General features: G+C 69.8%; 16 protein-coding genes. 12 read left to right on the top strand and 4 right to left on the bottom strand.

Annotated features, from left to right (window positions below; translation table 11 throughout):
• Positions 1-695, bottom strand: a 695-nt coding sequence (locus VGL85_RS02900) for a pyruvate, water dikinase regulatory protein (RefSeq protein WP_331585786.1), incomplete at its 3' end; no start/stop codon positions are given.
• A 523-nt stretch (positions 696-1,218) separates the two neighbouring features.
• Here VGL85_RS02900 and hemE point away from each other — a divergent pair.
• The 4 genes from hemE (at position 1,219) to rho (ending at position 5,535) form a co-directional block, all read left to right on the top strand.
• Positions 1,219-2,262, top strand: a complete 1,044-nt coding sequence (gene hemE / locus VGL85_RS02895) for a uroporphyrinogen decarboxylase (protein WP_331585778.1) — start codon at positions 1,219-1,221, stop codon at positions 2,260-2,262.
• Positions 2,259-3,296: a ferrochelatase gene (gene hemH, locus VGL85_RS02890; protein WP_331585775.1), complete on the top strand. Its 1,038-nt coding sequence runs from the start codon at positions 2,259-2,261 to the stop codon at positions 3,294-3,296. Before hemE ends, hemH begins: the two co-directional genes overlap by 4 nt.
• Entirely contained in the window at positions 3,293-3,763 is a 471-nt protein-coding gene (locus tag VGL85_RS02885) for a CopD family protein (protein ID WP_331585773.1), read from the top strand. Before hemH ends, VGL85_RS02885 begins: the two co-directional genes overlap by 4 nt.
• Before the next feature lie 341 nt (positions 3,764-4,104).
• Positions 4,105-5,535: a transcription termination factor Rho gene (rho, locus tag VGL85_RS02880; RefSeq protein WP_331585771.1), complete on the top strand. Its 1,431-nt coding sequence runs from the start codon at positions 4,105-4,107 to the stop codon at positions 5,533-5,535.
• A 282-nt stretch (positions 5,536-5,817) separates the two neighbouring features.
• Here the strand turns inward: rho and VGL85_RS02875 are convergent, their stop codons facing one another.
• Positions 5,818-6,786, bottom strand: a complete 969-nt coding sequence (locus VGL85_RS02875; protein WP_331585769.1) for a quinone oxidoreductase — start codon at positions 6,784-6,786, stop codon at positions 5,818-5,820.
• Positions 6,786-7,481: a dienelactone hydrolase family protein gene (locus tag VGL85_RS02870; RefSeq protein ID WP_331585767.1), complete on the bottom strand. Its 696-nt coding sequence runs from the start codon at positions 7,479-7,481 to the stop codon at positions 6,786-6,788. Before VGL85_RS02870 ends, VGL85_RS02875 begins: the two co-directional genes overlap by 1 nt.
• 94 nt (positions 7,482-7,575) lie before the next feature.
• Between VGL85_RS02870 and VGL85_RS02865 the strand changes: the two genes are divergently transcribed.
• The 8 genes from VGL85_RS02865 to VGL85_RS02830 all read left to right on the top strand — a co-directional run bounded on the left by VGL85_RS02865 (position 7,576) and on the right by VGL85_RS02830 (position 14,477).
• A complete protein-coding gene (locus VGL85_RS02865; RefSeq protein ID WP_331585765.1) occupies positions 7,576-7,818 on the top strand; it encodes a DUF6489 family protein in 243 nt (80 codons plus the stop codon).
• Between the two features lie 10 nt (positions 7,819-7,828).
• Positions 7,829-9,166, top strand: coding sequence for a tRNA uridine-5-carboxymethylaminomethyl(34) synthesis GTPase MnmE (gene mnmE, locus VGL85_RS02860; RefSeq protein WP_331585763.1), 1,338 nt, complete (start codon positions 7,829-7,831; stop codon positions 9,164-9,166).
• 53 nt (positions 9,167-9,219) lie between these two features.
• Complete coding sequence (locus tag VGL85_RS02855) at positions 9,220-9,537, top strand: hypothetical protein (RefSeq protein ID WP_331585761.1); 318 nt, start codon at positions 9,220-9,222, stop codon at positions 9,535-9,537.
• Positions 9,538-9,603: 66 nt separating this feature from the next.
• Positions 9,604-11,463, top strand: a complete 1,860-nt coding sequence (gene mnmG / locus VGL85_RS02850; protein WP_414695158.1) for a tRNA uridine-5-carboxymethylaminomethyl(34) synthesis enzyme MnmG — start codon at positions 9,604-9,606, stop codon at positions 11,461-11,463.
• A 166-nt stretch (positions 11,464-11,629) separates the two neighbouring features.
• Positions 11,630-12,202 carry a 16S rRNA (guanine(527)-N(7))-methyltransferase RsmG gene (gene rsmG / locus VGL85_RS02845; protein ID WP_331585784.1) on the top strand — a complete coding sequence of 191 codons (573 nt, stop codon included), beginning with the start codon at positions 11,630-11,632 and terminating at the stop codon, positions 12,200-12,202.
• The gene (locus VGL85_RS02840; protein ID WP_331585757.1) at positions 12,186-13,025 is read left to right on the top strand and encodes an AAA family ATPase; all 840 of its coding nucleotides are present in this window, start codon (positions 12,186-12,188) and stop codon (positions 13,023-13,025) included. The genes rsmG and VGL85_RS02840 overlap by 17 nt, the downstream gene beginning before the upstream one ends.
• A 70-nt stretch (positions 13,026-13,095) precedes the next feature.
• On the top strand, positions 13,096-13,956 hold the full coding sequence (locus tag VGL85_RS02835; RefSeq protein ID WP_331585755.1) for a ParB/RepB/Spo0J family partition protein: 861 nt from the start codon (positions 13,096-13,098) through the stop codon (positions 13,954-13,956).
• Positions 13,953-14,477: a GNAT family protein gene (locus tag VGL85_RS02830; RefSeq protein WP_331585753.1), complete on the top strand. Its 525-nt coding sequence runs from the start codon at positions 13,953-13,955 to the stop codon at positions 14,475-14,477. Before VGL85_RS02835 ends, VGL85_RS02830 begins: the two co-directional genes overlap by 4 nt.
• Here VGL85_RS02830 and VGL85_RS02825 read toward each other — a convergent pair.
• Positions 14,474-15,571, bottom strand: a complete 1,098-nt coding sequence (locus tag VGL85_RS02825; protein WP_331585751.1) for a hypothetical protein — start codon at positions 15,569-15,571, stop codon at positions 14,474-14,476. The genes VGL85_RS02830 and VGL85_RS02825 overlap by 4 nt on opposite strands.
• Positions 15,572-15,598 lie beyond the last annotated feature (27 nt).

The following is a 15,598-nucleotide window of genomic DNA, read 5'->3' as shown; positions in this document are numbered from 1 at the left end:
GACTCGCGGTTCTCCTTCAGGCTGAGCAGGCGATTGCGGCGGATCTGCACCAGCCGGTCGGGCGAGATGGACAGGCCCACCACCAGCGCCGTCTTCTGGGTGAGCAGCTTGTCGGGGATCGGCCGGCCCGGCACCAAGGGCACGTTGCCGGCCCGCACGCCGCGGTGCGCCAGGTAGATGCAGGTGGGCGTCTTCGAGGTGCGCGAGACGCCCACCAGGATCACGTCGGCCTGCTCCAGGTCCTGGCCGCCCTGGCCGTCGTCGTGGCCGATGGCGTAGTTCAGCGCGTCCATGCGGTTGAAGTAGTCGTTGTCGAGCCGCAGGTGCGCGCCCACCCGGCTGGTGGTCGCATAGCCGAGGTAGCGGCTCATGGCCGAGACCAGCGGATCGAGCGCCGGGATGCAGGGCATCTCCAGCTTGCGGCAGCCGTCCTCCAGCGCCGTGCGCAGGCCGTCGTCGACGATGGTGTGGATGACGATGCCCGGCGCCTCCTCGATGTCGCCGAGCGCCCGGTCGAGCTGCCGCTGCGAGCGGACCAGGGCGTAGATGTGCTCGATCGGCAGGACGTTGTCGAACCGGGCGCAGACCGCGCGCGCCATGGCGTTCAGGGTCTCGCCGGTGGAATCCGACACCAGGTGGATGTGGAAGTAGGTGGCGAACTTCGGGGCGGGCGTGGTCACGGGCGGCCCTTCGATGAGGCTTCGGCGGAAACGCGGGTCGGGAAATAAGACAGGGGACGAATCCTGTGGACCAGTCTTAGCGAACCCCGGGGCGGATGGGGAATAGATCGTGGCGCTGGCCGCCGCGTCCGGCCCGCCGGTGAATCGGCGGGCGCCGTTTCGGGGGTTAACGGATGGTTAATTCACACCGCCCGACGCCTGGGCAGGGTTGAGCGGGCGGTGATCGACAGCCCCGGGACGGCGCGCGGCGCCCACCGGCCGTCCCCGAAAGCGTTAACGAAAGCTTAATCGCTGCGGGCGGTTGGCGGCTTTCCCCGCCTTCCACAGGGCTGGGGACGAGCGCGCGGCGCCTGAGGACAGCCTGGGGACGGCGGACAGGTTGTCACGGGAGCGTCACGGTTTTCCACGCCCTCGACAGGCCCTACCGCCCCTCCTGCCGCCTTTTTCAAAACCTTTGAAGAGAAGAAGAAGGCCGACCGGGGTCGAGATGTCCGCACCCGGACTTGAGCGGGAGGCTGAGAGGCGATTTAAGGCGGGCATGGAAACTCCGCGTCTCCTCAGAGCCCTGGCCGGCGAGACCCTCGAGCGGCCGCCGATCTGGTTCATGCGCCAGGCCGGCCGCTCGCTGCCGGAATACCGCGAGCTGCGCACCCGGGCGAAGGACTTCATCAGCTTCTGCCACGATCCGGAGATGGCGGCCGAGGCGACCCTGCAGCCCATGCGCCGCTTCCCGATGGATGCGGCCATCGTCTTCGCCGACATCCTGCTGATCCCCGGCGCTCTGGGCCAGGAAGTCTGGTTCGAGGTGGGGGAGGGGCCGAGGCTCGGCGCCTTGCCGGACATCGCCCGGATGGCCGACGCCGTGGAGGGCTCGACGGCAAAGCTCGCCGCGATCGGCGAGACGCTCTCGCGGGTGCGCGCCGAACTGGAGCCGGACCGGGCGCTGATCGGCTTCGCGGGCGGGCCCTGGACGGTGGCCACCTACATGCTGCAGGGCCGCAAGATGCTCGAGGAAGCGCGGGTCTTCGCCTATGCCGAGCCGGAAAAGCTCGACGCCCTGCTGGACGTGCTGGTCGACGCCACCGCCCGCTACCTGGTCATGCAGGCGAAATCCGGCGCCCAGGCGCTGAAGATCTTCGAGAGCTGGGCGGAGGGCCTGGCCGAGGACGTCTTCGAGCGGATTGTCATTCGGCCGCACAAGGCTATCGTCCAGCAGGTGCGGGCCGCTGGCGTCACCGCCCCGTTCATCGGCTTCCCGCGCGGAGCAGGCGCCTTGGTCGAAGCCTACGCGGCGGCCGTGCCGGTGGAGGGCGTGGCCCTGGACACCCAGGCCAGCGCCGCGCTCGGCCGGCGGCTGCAGGCGAACGGCAAGACCATCCAGGGCGCGCTCGACAACCTGTTGCTGCGCGAAGGCGGCAAGGCGCTGGACGCCAGGGTGGAAGCCCTGCTCGAGCAGTGGAGCGGCGGGCCCTACATCTTCAACCTGGGTCACGGCGTCATGCCGGACACGCCGGTGGAGAACATCGCGCGCGTGGTGGCCCGGGTGACCGGCCAGCCGGTGAAGGCCCTGGCGCCGGCGTGAAAAAGCTCGCCGTCGTCCTCTTCAACCTCGGCGGGCCGGACGACATGAAGGCCGTAAAACCTTTTCTTTTCAATCTCTTCCGTGACCCGTCCATCATCCAGCTGCCGGCGGTGGCGAGGCTGCCGCTGGCGGCGCTGATCGCGACGACACGCTCGAAGATGGCGACCGCGAACTACGCCAGGATGGGCGGCGCCTCGCCGCTGCTGCCGGAGACGCAGGCGCAGGCTGGCGCCCTGGAAGCGGCGCTGAAGGCCAAGGCGCCGGAGCTCGGGGCCCGCTGTTTCATCGCCATGCGCTACTGGAAGCCGTTCGCCGCCGAGACGGCCCGCCAGGTCGCCGCCTTTGCGCCGGACGAGATCGTGCTGCTGCCGCTCTATCCGCAATACTCGACCACCACGACCGCCTCGTCGCTGAAAGATTGGCTGAGCGTCTACAAAGGCCCCGGCCGTTCGCGGACCGTCTGCTGCTATCCGACCGCCCAAGGGCTGATCGAGGCCCATGTCCAGGCCATCGGCGCGGCCTGGGTCTCGGCCGGTTCACCGCCCAACCTGCGCCTGCTGTTCTCTGCCCACGGTCTGCCGCAGCGGGTGGTGGAGGCCGGCGATCCCTACCAGGCCCAGGTGGAGGCCACCGCCGCGGCGATCGCCCAGCGCCTGCCGCAGCTCGCCGACTGGCGGGTCTGCTACCAGAGCCGGGTCGGTCGCCTGGCCTGGCTGGGCCCCAGCACCGACGACGAGATCCGCCGGGCGGGCGCGGAGGGCAAGGGCGTTCTGGTGGCGCCCATCGCCTTCGTCTCCGAGCATGTGGAGACCCTGGTGGAGCTCGACCACGACTACGCCAAGGTGGCGCGGGAGGCCGGCTGCTCGCCTTATCTGCGGGTCAGGACGCCGGGCGTTCAGGCCGATTTCATCGCCGAGCTGGCCAAGGCGGTGCTGGAGGCCGCCGGCGAAGAGGTCGGTCCGCACGGTCCCTGGCGCTGCCCGGCCGGCCATGCGAAGTGCGCGCTCCGGGCCAGGGAAGGGAAGGCGGCATGAAAGACGGTCTGGTAGGGAGCTACAATCTGCTGATCGGTCTGCACATCATCGCCGTCATCGCCTGGATGGCCGGCCTGATGATGCTGCCGAGGCTTTTCGCCTACCACACCGAGACCGCGCCGCCCGGCAGCGAGTTCGACGCTCATTTCATCCGCTGGGAAGGCAAGCTCACGAAGATCATCCTCAACCCGGCGATGATCCTGGTCTGGCTGCTGGGTCTCAGCCTGATCTATGTGGACAGCCAGATCCGCGGGATCAGCTTCCTGCTTGAGCCCTGGATGCTGACCAAGATCGCCGGCATTGTCTTCATGACCAGCTGGCACCATGTGTTAACCCGCGCCCGCAAGGGCTTCGCCGCCGGCCGCCGCGACCGCACCGGGAAGTTCTGGCGCATGACCAACGAGCTGCCGTTCCTGGCCGCCATCGTCATGGTCCTGGCCGTCACCACCAAGTTCGGGAATCACTGAGGACCCTCTGCCTACCCTCTCCCTCTCGCTTCGCGGGGGAGAGGAGACACAGCGTTTCCGGCTCCTCTCCCCCGAGAGCGTAGCTCCGAGAGGGAGAGGGTAGGGAGAGGGCCACTGCGGCGCCGCGATCCTTGACCCGGCGCGCCGCCTGTGGTTCCGATCACCCCACGCGTCCGCTTGAGGGCGCGCCCCGCCTTATCTCCGGCCCCTCGTGCGCTTCTCGCCGAACCGGGCCGGCTCCCAGACCGTAGACGACGACATCCGGCGCGACCCTCGCGCCCACATCTTCCAAAGAGCCCACGCCCGGAGTCCGTCCGGCCGCGGGCGAAACGAGTGAGCCTATGCAAGACGAAAACGAAACCCCCACCGAAGACACCGCCGGCCCCGACGCCAGCCCCGAGCTCGATGCGGCCGACGCCGCCGTGGCCGAGGCTCCCGCCGAAGACGCGGAAGCCGCCGATCCGGACGAGCCCTCCGAGGTCTCCCTGGCCATCGCCAAGATGGGGCTCACCCGCATGAGCCTGCAGGAACTGAAGGACAAGTCGCCCGCCGACCTGCTGGCCTTCGCCGAGATCTTCGAGATCGAGAACGTGAACTCCATGCGCAAGCAGGACATCATGTTCGCGATCCTCAAGGTGCTGGCCGAGGAGGACGTGGAGATCTCCGGCTCCGGCACCTTGGAAGTGGTGCAGGACGGCTTCGGCTTCCTGCGCTCGCCGGAAGCCAACTACCTGCCGGGCCCCGACGACATCTATGTCAGCCCCTCGCAGATCCGGAAGTTCGGCCTCAGGACGGGAGACTCGGTCGACGGCGCCATCCGCGCGCCGCGCGAGGGCGAGCGCTACTTCGCCCTGGTGAAGGTCGACCTGACCAACTTCGAGAACCCGGAGAACGTGCGGCACAAGGTGCTGTTCGACAACCTGACGCCGCTCTACCCCGACCAGCGCCTGAAGATGGAGATTGACGATCCGACGCTGAAGGACCGCTCCGGCCGGGTGATCGACATCGTGGCGCCGCTCGGCAAGGGCCAGCGCTGCCTGATCACCGCCCCGCCGCGGGTCGGCAAGACGGTGATGCTGCAGAACATCGCCAAGTCGATCGAGACCAACCACCCCGAGTGCTACCTGATCGTCCTGTTGATCGACGAGCGCCCGGAAGAAGTCACCGACATGCAGCGCACGGTGAAGGGCGAGGTGATCTCGTCGACCTTCGACGAACCGGCCACGCGCCACGTACAAGTCGCTGAAATGGTTATTGAAAAGGCCAAGCGCCTGGTCGAGCACAAGCGCGACGTGGTGATCCTGCTGGACTCGGTGACCCGCCTCGGCCGCGCCTACAACACCGTCGTGCCGTCGTCGGGCAAGGTGCTGACCGGCGGTGTCGACGCCAACGCCCTGCAGCGGCCGAAGCGCTTCTTCGGCGCGGCGCGGAACATCGAGGAAGGCGGCTCGCTGACCATCATCGCCACCGCCCTGATCGACACCGGCAGCCGCATGGACGAGGTGATCTTCGAAGAGTTCAAGGGCACCGGCAATTCGGAAATCGTCCTCGACCGCAAGGTGGCCGACAAGCGGGTCTACCCCGCCATCGACGTGATCAAGTCCGGCACCCGCAAGGAAGAGCTGATCACGCCCAAGGAACATCTGCAGAAGACCTACATCCTGCGCCGGATCATCGGGCCGATGGGCGCCCAGGACGCGATCGAGTTCCTGCTCGACAAGCTGCGGTCGACCAAGACCAACGACGAATTCTTCCAATCGATGAACACCTAGGCGCGACCGCCAGGCGAAGCTGCCCGGCGGCGCGACCAAGGAGATGGCGGGTAGGGCCGGGGCCGACCCGGCCATACCGGTCTTACGACTGTTTCACGTGAAACACTGACGCCGCCGGAGCCGCGAGCCCGGCGGCGTTTTCATTTGCTCCTCACCCGCAAGCGAGGGAGGTGGATCGACGCGGAATGCGGCGAGACGGAGGGGGTGATGGCCGGCTCGCGCCCCCTCCGTCAGCTTCGCTGAAACCTCCCCGTCGTCTCCGCGACAGGGGAGGAGCGAAGGCTAGGGAATGAGCAACGTCGCGCCGATGGTCGAGCGGCTCTCCAGGGCCTCATGAGCCTTGCGGGCCTCGGCCAGCGGGAAGGTCTGGCCGACCTGGACCTTCACCGCGCCAGACAGCATCACGTCCCACAGCGCCTCGGCCGTGGCGTCCAGCTCCTCCGGCGTGGCGATGTAGTCGAACAGGGTCGGGCGGGTCAGGTAGAGGGAGCCGGCCTGCGACAGCCGGCCGGGCGGCACCGGATCCGGCGGCCCGGAGGCGTTGCCGAAGCTGACGATCAGCCCGCGCCGCGCCACCGACTTCAGCGTGCCCTCGAAGGTGGCCTTGCCCACCGAGTCATAAGCGACCGGCACGCCCGTGCCGCCGGTGATCCGGCGCACCTCCTCGGCGACGTCCTGCTGGCCGAGGATGATCGCGTGATCGGCGCCCAGTTCGAGGGCCCGGGCGGCCTTCTCCTGCGTGCCGACCGTGGCGATCACCTCGGCCCCGAGCGCCTTGGCCCACTGCACCATGATCTGGCCGACCCCACCGGCCGCCGCGTGGACCAGGATCGTCTCGCCGGCCTTCACCGGATAGGTGCGTCGCAGGAGGAACTCGACGGTCATGCCTTTCAGCAGGGCCGCGGCCGCCACATCTGTCCCAAGGCTGTCCGGAACCCGCACCAGCCGGGCTTCCGGGACCGCGTTGGCCTCGCCATAGGCGCCGAAGCCGCCGGCGTAGGCGACGCGGTCGCCCACCTTGAACCGGCTGACGCCTTCGCCGACCGCTTCGACCTCGCCGGCCGCTTCGCCGCCGGGGATGCAGGGCAGTTTCACCGGATAGAGGCCGGAGCGGTGATAGGTGTCGATGAAGTTGAGGCCGATGGCCTTGTGTCGCACCAGGACCTGCCCAGGCCGCGGCGCAGGCGTGTCGATCTCCACGACCTGCAGCACCTCCGGCCCGCCGGTCGCCTCGAAACGGATCGCGCGCATCAGCCCAGGGCCTTCTTGAAGAATTGCAGGGTGCGGCCGTTGGCGAGCTTGGCCGCCTCGGCGTTGAAGTGCTCGCCGCCCTCGCGGGCAAAGGCGTGGTCGCAGCCTGGATAGGTGTGGATTTCGATGTGAGGGTGGTCCTTCAGCGCCGCCAGGATCACCGCCTGGGCCGGCTTGGGCACGAACTGGTCCTCCTCGGCGATGTGCATCAGGAGCGGGTGGGTCAGCTTCTCGGCCTCGGCCACCCGGTTCTCCAGCCCCACGCCGTAGTAGGACACCGAGGCGTCGGAATCGGTGCGGCAGGCGGTGAGGAAGGCCAGCTGGCCGCCCAGGCAGAAGCCCACCGCGCCGGCCTTGCCGCTGCAACCGGCGTCCTTGCGGACCTGGGCCAGGGTGGCGGCGATGTCGTCGACGCCCTTTTCGACGTCGAAGGCGTTGAACAGCTCGAAGGCCCGCTTCCACTCGGCCTCGGTCTTGTCGGTGATGTCGATGCCGGGCTCGATGCGCCAGAACAGGTCGGGGCAGATGGCCAGGTAGCCGTGGGCCGCCAGGCCGTCGGTGACGTCGCGCATCACCTGGTTCACCCCGAAGATTTCCTGGATCACCACCACCGCCGGGGCCTTGGCGGCGGCGGGCCGCGCTACGTAGGCGTCAAAGCTTCCGTCCCTGGTGGTGATCGTCGTGCGCTCGCCCATCGTCGTCTCCGGTTTCACGTGGCCCCCGCACTGCGCTACTAGCGCGGACGGGCCGCGCGCGGCCATATGGATTCCGAACTGAAGAGGTCCGGCCATGAAGATGACGATCGAGGTGGACTGCACGCCGGAGGAGGCGCGGCGCTTCCTGGGCTTGCCGGACGTGAGCGCGCTGAACGACCAGCTGGTGAGCGAGATGAGCAAGCGGGTCGAGGCGAACATGGCGCTGGTCTCACCCGACGAGCTGATGAAGAACTGGATGAGCTTCGGCCAGGGCGCCCAGGAGCAGTTCCGCAAGCTGATGGAAGCAGGCCTCTCCGCCGCCAATCCACGGAAGTGACCGGGCGGAAATGACCGATACCATCTTCGCGCCGGCCACGGCCGCGGGCCGCGCCGCGGTGGCGGTGGTGCGGCTGTCGGGGCCCGGGACGGCCGAGGCCGTGCGGGCCCTGGCTGGGCGGCTGCCGGCGGCGCGGCGGGCGAGCCTGCGGCCGCTGCGCGACCGGCAGGGGCGCGAGATCGACCGCGCCCTGGTGCTCTGGATGCCCGGCCCGGCCAGCTACACCGGCGAGGATACCGCCGAGTTCCAGGTGCATGGCGGCCCCGCGGTCGTCGCAACCCTGCTGGAGACCCTGGCCGCGCGGGGCCTGCGCCTGGCCGAGCCCGGGGAATTCACGCGGCGGGCCTTCGAGCACGGCAAGCTGGACCTGGCCCAGGCCGAGGGCGTCGCCGACCTGATCGAGGCCGAGACCGAACAGCAGCGCCGCCAGGCCCTGGCCCAGCTCGGCGGGCGGCTGTCAGACGTCCAGGCGCGTTGGCGCGAGGCCCTGACCGAGGCCCTGGCCTATTTCGAGGCCGCGGTGGACTTCCCCGATGAGGAGCTGCCGGCCGATGTGGCGGCCCGCGCGGGGCCGGTGCTGGCGCGCCTGGCCGCCGAGCTGGAGGCCGCCACCCTCGACGCCGAGCGCGGCGAGCGGGTGCGCGAGGGCTTCCGCATCGCCCTGGTGGGCGCGCCCAACGCCGGCAAGAGCACCCTTCTGAACGCCCTGGTCGGCCGCGAGGCGGCCATCGTCACCGCCACGCCCGGCACCACCCGCGACGTGATCGAGGTCCCGCTGGTGATCGCCGGCTACAAGGTGCTGCTGGCCGACACCGCCGGGATCCGCGACGCCGAGGAAGAGATCGAGGCCGAGGGCGTGCGTCGCGCCCGCGCGTGGGCGGAGAACGCCGACCTGCGCCTTTGGCTGGTGGACGGCTCGGTCGCCGAGCTGCCCGGCCTGCCCGACGAGGTGGGCGCGGACGACCTCTGCCTGATCACCAAGCGCGACCTGGCGACCGGCCCGGCCGGGATCTGGGCGGCCGAGGTGGCGCGGCGGATGGACATCCCCTCGGCCGAACTCACCGCCAAGGGGCCGAGCGACATGGCCTGGCTGCAACAGACCCTGGGCGAGCGGGTGGTCGAGGCCCTGGCCGGCGCGGAGCCGGCGGCGGCCACCCGCCTGCGCCATCGCGACCTGCTGGACGAAGCCGCCCAGCGTGTGCGCCAGGCGATGGGCGAGGGGAGCCAGCTGGAACTGGCCGCCGAGGATGTGCGCCTGGCCGCCCGCGCGCTCGACCGGATCACCGGCCGCATCGATCCCGATCACGTGCTCGGGCGCATTTTTGCGACCTTCTGCATCGGAAAATGAGCGGCGTGGGGTGAAGCGTTAGCCGTGAGGGCGGCAGTATGGCGATGTTTCACGTGAAACATCGCGAGGCCATCATGGATTGGACCTGGGTGAAGTTCGCAGCCACGGCGGTTCTGCTCGCCTATGTGGCAGGCCCAAGGATCGCCACCGGTTTCTTCTTCCTGATCGCAGCCGCGGTCGCTTTCGGCGCCAACAGCTGGCTGGCGGCGGCGGTCCATCAGACGCCGGTGTCCGGCGCCCTCCTGCGCGGCGCGCCGTTCTTCCTTCAGGTGCTGGCGGCCGGCGCCGCGGGCATCGTGCTGGGCTGGGCGCTCCGCCGCTGGGCCCCGAGCCGGATCGTGATCGCGCCGCGGGTGACCCGCGAGCCCTGATCGCCTATATAGCCGCACGCCTCCGCCGGTCCGCGGAGGCGTTGTTGCTTAAGGCGCAGGCGAGACGTGCGAAGCGTGACCTGGGATGTGATCGTGATCGGCGGCGGGCACGCCGGCTGCGAGGCCGCGGCCGCCGCCGCGCGCTTCGGCGCGCGCACCCTGCTGCTCACCCACAAGCTCGAGACCATCGGCGAGATGAGCTGCAACCCGGCCATCGGCGGCCTGGGCAAGGGCCACCTGGTGCGCGAGATCGACGCCCTGGACGGCGTCATGGGCCGGCTGGCCGACAAGGCCGGCATCCAGTTCCGCCTGTTGAACCGCTCCAAGGGCGCGGCGGTTCGCGGGCCGCGCTCGCAGATCGACCGCAGGCTCTATCGCGAGGCCATGCAGGCCGAACTCGCCGCCACCCCCAACCTGACCATCAAGGCCGCGGCCGTGGAGGACCTGATCCTCAAGGACGGCGTGGTGGTGGGCGTGGTCGACGCCGCCGGCGAGGCCTATGGCGCCGGGCGCGTGGTGCTGACCACCGGCACCTTCCTGAAGGGGGTGATCCACCGGGGCGAGGACCGCATTCCCGCCGGCCGGGTGGGCGACGCGCCGGCCATCGGTCTCTCCGACCGGCTCTACGCTTCAGGCTTGAAGATGGGGCGGCTGAAGACCGGCACGCCGGCGCGGCTGGACGGGACCACCATCGCCTGGGAGCGGCTGGAGATGCAGGCCGCCGACGAGACGCCGGAGCCGTTCTCCTTTCTCACCGATGAAATCCGAACGCCGCAGATCGCCTGCGGCGTCACCTACACCAATGCCGAGACCCACCGGATCATCGCCGAGCGCCTGGGCGAGAGCGCGGTCTATGGCGGCCGGACCAAGGGCGTCGGCCCGCGCTATTGCCCGTCGATCGAGGACAAGGTCGTCCGCTTCGCCGACAAGACCAGCCACCAGGTGTTCCTGGAGCCGGAGGGCCTCACCGACGACACGGTCTATCCGAACGGGGTCTCGACCTCGGTTTCCGAGGAGACCCAGGATTTGTTCCTGCGCACCATGGCCGGGCTCGAGGCCGTGCGGGTGAAGCGTTACGGCTACGCCATCGAATACGACTACGTCGATCCGCGCGAGCTCTACCCGACCCTGGAGGTCAAGCGCCTGCCGGGCCTCTACCTGGCCGGCCAGATCAACGGCACGACCGGCTACGAGGAGGCGGGCGCCCAGGGGCTGGTGGCCGGCCTGAACGCGGCGCGGGCGGCCTCGGGCCTGGACGCCGCCGCCTTCGCCCGCGACGAGGCCTATATCGGGGTGCTGATCGACGACCTGGTCACCCGCGGCGTCACCGAGCCCTATCGGATGTTCACCAGCCGCGCCGAGTTCCGCCTGCTGCTGCGCGCCGACAACGCCGACCAGCGGCTGACCGCCAAGGGCGAGGCGCTGGGCGTGGTCGGGACCCACCGGTCGCGGGCCTTCGCGCGGAAGTCCGCCGCCCTGGCGGCCGCCCGCGCCGAAGCCAGCGCGCTGACGCTGACGCCGGCCCAGGCGGAAAGGGCCAGCCTGCCGGTGAAGGCCGACGGCCAGCGCCGCAACCTCACCGAACTGTTGGCCTACCCGACCATCGGCTTCGACGACCTGACGCGGATCTGGCCGCAGATCGCGGCTTGGGCCCCGGCCGTGCGCGAGCAGATCGAGATCGACGCGTCCTACGCGGGCTACCTCGACCGCCAGGCCGCCGACGTGGCCGCCTTCCGCCGCGACGAGGACCTGAAGCTGCCGGCCGGGCTGGACTACGCCGCCGTGGGCGGCCTTTCCAACGAGGCGCGCGAGAAGCTCGCCGCCATACGCCCGCTGACCCTCGGCCAGGCCGCCCGCATCGAGGGCGTCACCCCTGGCGCGCTCACCGCCCTGTTGGCCCATGTCCGCCGCCGCACCGCCGCCTAGTGGCGTCGCCCCCTCCGTCGCCTCCGGCGACACCTCCCCCGAAGCGCCCCCTTCAGGGGAGGAGCACTCCTCCCACGCCTTGGCGGGGGAGGTGTCAGCGCAGCTGACGGAAGGGGTTTTGGACGCCGACGGTTTCGCTCGGCTTGCCCACGCCACGCCGGCCCAGATGGCCGATCTCGACCGTTTCCGCTCGATGCTGACCGAGCGGAACGCGGTGATGAACCTGGTGGGCCCGGCCACCCTGCCGGACTTCTGGAACCGCCATGCCTGGGATTCGGCCCAGCTGCTGGCCCTGGCCCCGGAGGCCCGGACCTGGGCCGACCTGGGGGCCGGCGCCGGGCCGCCCGGCCTGGTGCTGGCCATACTGCTCAAGGGCCGGCCCGGCGCGCATGTCCACCTGGTGGAGAGCATGGCCAAGCGCTGCAGGTTCCTCTCCGAAGTCGTTGTGGCGCTGGAGCTTCCGGCCACGGTGCACAACGATCGTGCGGAAAACCTGCGCCTGGCTGTGGACATCGTCACCGCCCGGGCTTGTGCGCCGCTTCACCGCCTGCTCGGGTATGCCCGGCCCTACCTTCAGGCCGGCGCCACGGGCTTGTTCCTCAAGGGACAAGATGTGGTATCTGAGATGAAGGAAGCCGCTAGATATTGGGAATACGAGGCTGACGTCGTGCCATCCAAGAGCGACCCTCGCGGCCGCATTGTGCGTTTGAGGAGGCTCGGGCGTGCCCGCAAGGTCTGACCATCCCCTGCGCGTGCTCGTGGTCGCCAACCAGAAGGGCGGGGTCGGTAAGACCACCACCGCCATCAACCTGGGCACGGCCCTGGCGGCGGTGGGCGAGCGGGTGCTGCTGATCGACAGCGACCCCCAGGGCAACGCCTCCACCGGCCTCGGAATCCCACGCGCCCAGCGCAAGAACACCCTCTACGACGTGCTCATGGGGGAAAAGCCGCTCAGCGAGGCGCTGGTGAAGTCGTCCGTGCCCGGCCTCGACGTGGTGCCGTCGGACCCGGACCTTTCGGGCATCGAGATGGAATTGGCCCAGCAGGCGCGGCGCTCCTACAAGCTGCGCGACGCCCTGGAGGCGGTGCGCGAGGCCGGGACCTACAGCTACGTCCTGATCGACTGCCCGCCATCGCTGAACCTGCTCACGGTCAACGCCATGGCGGCGGCCGACGCGGTGCTGGTGCCGCTGCAGTGCGAGTTCTTCGCGCTCGAGGGCCTGACCCAGCTGTTGCGCACCATCGACCTGGTGCACCAGAACCTGAACCCGAAGCTGGAGATCCAGGGGATCGTGCTGACCATGTTCGACCGGCGCAACGGCCTGTCGGCCCAGGTCGCCAACGACGTGCGCGACCACTTCGGCGAGACGGTCTACCAGACGGTGATCCCGCGCAATGTGCGGGTTTCCGAGGCGCCCAGCTTCGGCAAGCCGGCGTTGGTCTATGATCTGAAGTGCGCGGGCAGCCAGGCCTATCTCAGGCTGGCCCGCGAGGTGGTGCTGCGCGAGCGCGCCCGCCTGCCCCGACCATTTTCCAAGGCGCCGGCCCAGAGCTCGGTTTAGAAAATGGTCAAGCAGCTTAAGGGTTTGAGCGATCGAAGATCGCTCGGGGTGGCGGCGTAAGGAGTCGAGGATGGCCGAGGGCCGCAGAGGATTGGGCCGGGGCCTGTCGGCCCTGCTGGACGAGGCGGGAGACGACGCCGCGCCGGGCGGCGAAGGCGCGCGCGAGGTCCCGATCGAGCTGATCCACCGCAATCCCGATCAGCCGCGCCGCCACTTCGCCGAGGCGGAGATCGAGGAGCTGGCGGAATCGATCCGCAACAACGGGGTGCTGCAGCCGATCCTGGTGCGGCCCTCGCCGCAGAAGGGCGGCGAATATGAGATCGTCGCCGGCGAGCGGCGCTGGCGGGCGGCCCAGAAGACCGGGCTCACCACCCTGCCGGTGTTGGTCAGGGCGCTGAACGACGAGCGCGCCTACGAGATCGCGCTGATCGAGAACATCCAGCGCGAGGACCTGAACCCGCTGGAAGAGGCGCACGGCTACCTCTCACTGACCCACCGCTTCGGCTACACCCAGGACAAGGTGGCCACGGTGGTCGGCAAGAGCCGCAGCCACGTGGCCAACATGCTGCGCCTGACCCAGCTGCCCGAGGGCGTGCGCGACCACGTGATCATGGGCCGCCTGTCGGCCGGCCACGCCCGGGCGCTGCTGACCGCCAAGGACCCCGAGCGGCTGGCGGAGCTGGCGGTGGCCAGGGGCCTGTCGGTGCGCGAGGTCGAGGCCCTGGCGCGCAGCGACGAGGGCGCGCCGAAGAAGGCGTCGGGCCCGCGCCGGTCCAAGGACACCGACACGGCCGCCCTGGAGGTCGACCTGGAGGACGTGCTGGGCATGAAGGTGGACATCGTCGACCGCGGCGGAGCCGGCGAGCTCAAGATCCGCTACGCCACCCTGGAACAGCTCGACGACCTCTGCCGCCGGCTGACGCGCACATGACCGTGCTCGCTGACGGGACCCGCGTGCGCCTGCGCACCATCGGCGCGCGCGACCTGAAGGCGGCGACGAAGCACCGCTTCACGCTGTCGATCACCGAGCCGATGACCGATCCGGACTGGGCGCGCCGGGTGCTGGACCAGACCGGCTTCTGGACGCCCAAGGCCGGCGCTTGCGCCATCGAGAGCCGGGTGGAGGGCGAGGGCGGCCGGCTGATCGGCACCCTGCAGTTCTATGGCGCGGGGCCGGGCGTCCACGGGCTGGAGATCGGCTATGTGCTGCACGACGAGGACGACCGCGGCAAGGGCTACGCCTCCGAGGCGCTCAGGCTGTTCTCCAACCTGCTGTTCACCGAGCACCCGGAGTGCCACCGGCTGCAGCTGATCATCGAGACCTGGAACGACGCCTCGGCGCGCCTGGCCGAGGCCTGCGGCTACGCCAGCGAGGGCATACTGCGCAAGGCCGACTATACCTCGCCGGACCAGCCCGCCGACTGCTTCGTCTACTCGAAGGTTCGCGACTAGAAGCCTTCGCCCTCTTCGTTGTCGGCCGGCTTGGCCTTCTGGTCGATGTTGGTCGGGGCGGTCTTGACGCCGGTGCGCTCCTCGGCGCGGGCGCCCTGCAGGATGCCGACCAGGCCGTAGTTACCCTCGTGGCAGGCGTATTCGTAGACCTGCCCCTTGATGCGGCCGAACTCGTACTCGCCGCCCCAGGGCTGGGCGAACACCGTCGGGTCCTCGACCCAGAAGGCATAGTGCAGCCGGTCCGGCCCCGTGCGGGTGAAGCGCTCGGTGACCTTCAGGTGGGCGGACGAACCGCGGAACACCTGCTGCGGATTGAAGTTGGTGGTTTCCACCACCAGGGTGTCGCCTTCCCAGTGGCCGATCGAGTCGCCCATCCAGGGCCGGATCGAGGCCGGCAGGTGCTCCTTGGCGTTCAGCCGGACGTGGCGCACGTCGTGGACCATCTCCACGTCGATGGCGACCTCGTCCTTGGTCTGCACGAACTGATAGGTGTTGTTGTAGAGCCCCGGCAGCATCACCGGGCCGGAGGAATTTCCGAACGAGAGCAGGCAGCGCTCGCCCAGCGCGCGGGTCTCCGGATTGTCGCTGGGGCCCGCGCCCGCCGGCAGGGCGCGGCGGCCGAAGGCGTCGACCTTGATGTCCTTGCGCATCGGCACGCGGCCGTCGGGCGTGGAGGTGATGAAGCCGTTCCGCGGCTGGCCGTTCACCCGCATGACCACATGGCCCGGGTCGGTCCAGGCGGCGTTGTAGTTGCAGTTGGTGCCGCGGCCGCCGGAGCAGTCGGCCGGCAGGTCGGTGACCTTGGCGTTGGGATCGGTGGGCTTGTTGCCGAGGTCGATCTCCGCCTGGGTGTGGGCCTCGACCTTCTTGGCCTCGGCGTCGCTCAGCGCCAGGGTCTTGCCGTAGCGGGGATTGCGCTCCAGGCGGGTGATGGCGGCGTTGGTCCAGACGCCTTGCAGGTCGGGGTGGCCGTCGGCGGCGCGCGGCGCCTTGTAGCCGGTGGCGGGCGGTGCGGGCGGTTGGGCCAGGACGGGCGCGGCCAACGCGCCGATCGCCGCGGAAAAGGCAAGAACCTTCAGACCCTTCGCCAACATGCTAGCCTCCCAATGCCCTCTGCAGTC

It is taken from the genome of Phenylobacterium sp. (assembly GCF_036501465.1).
GTDB lineage: Bacteria > Pseudomonadota > Alphaproteobacteria > Caulobacterales > Caulobacteraceae > Phenylobacterium.
Note: the sequence above shows the minus strand (reverse complement) of the source record. Positions and strands in the feature narration are given on the sequence as shown.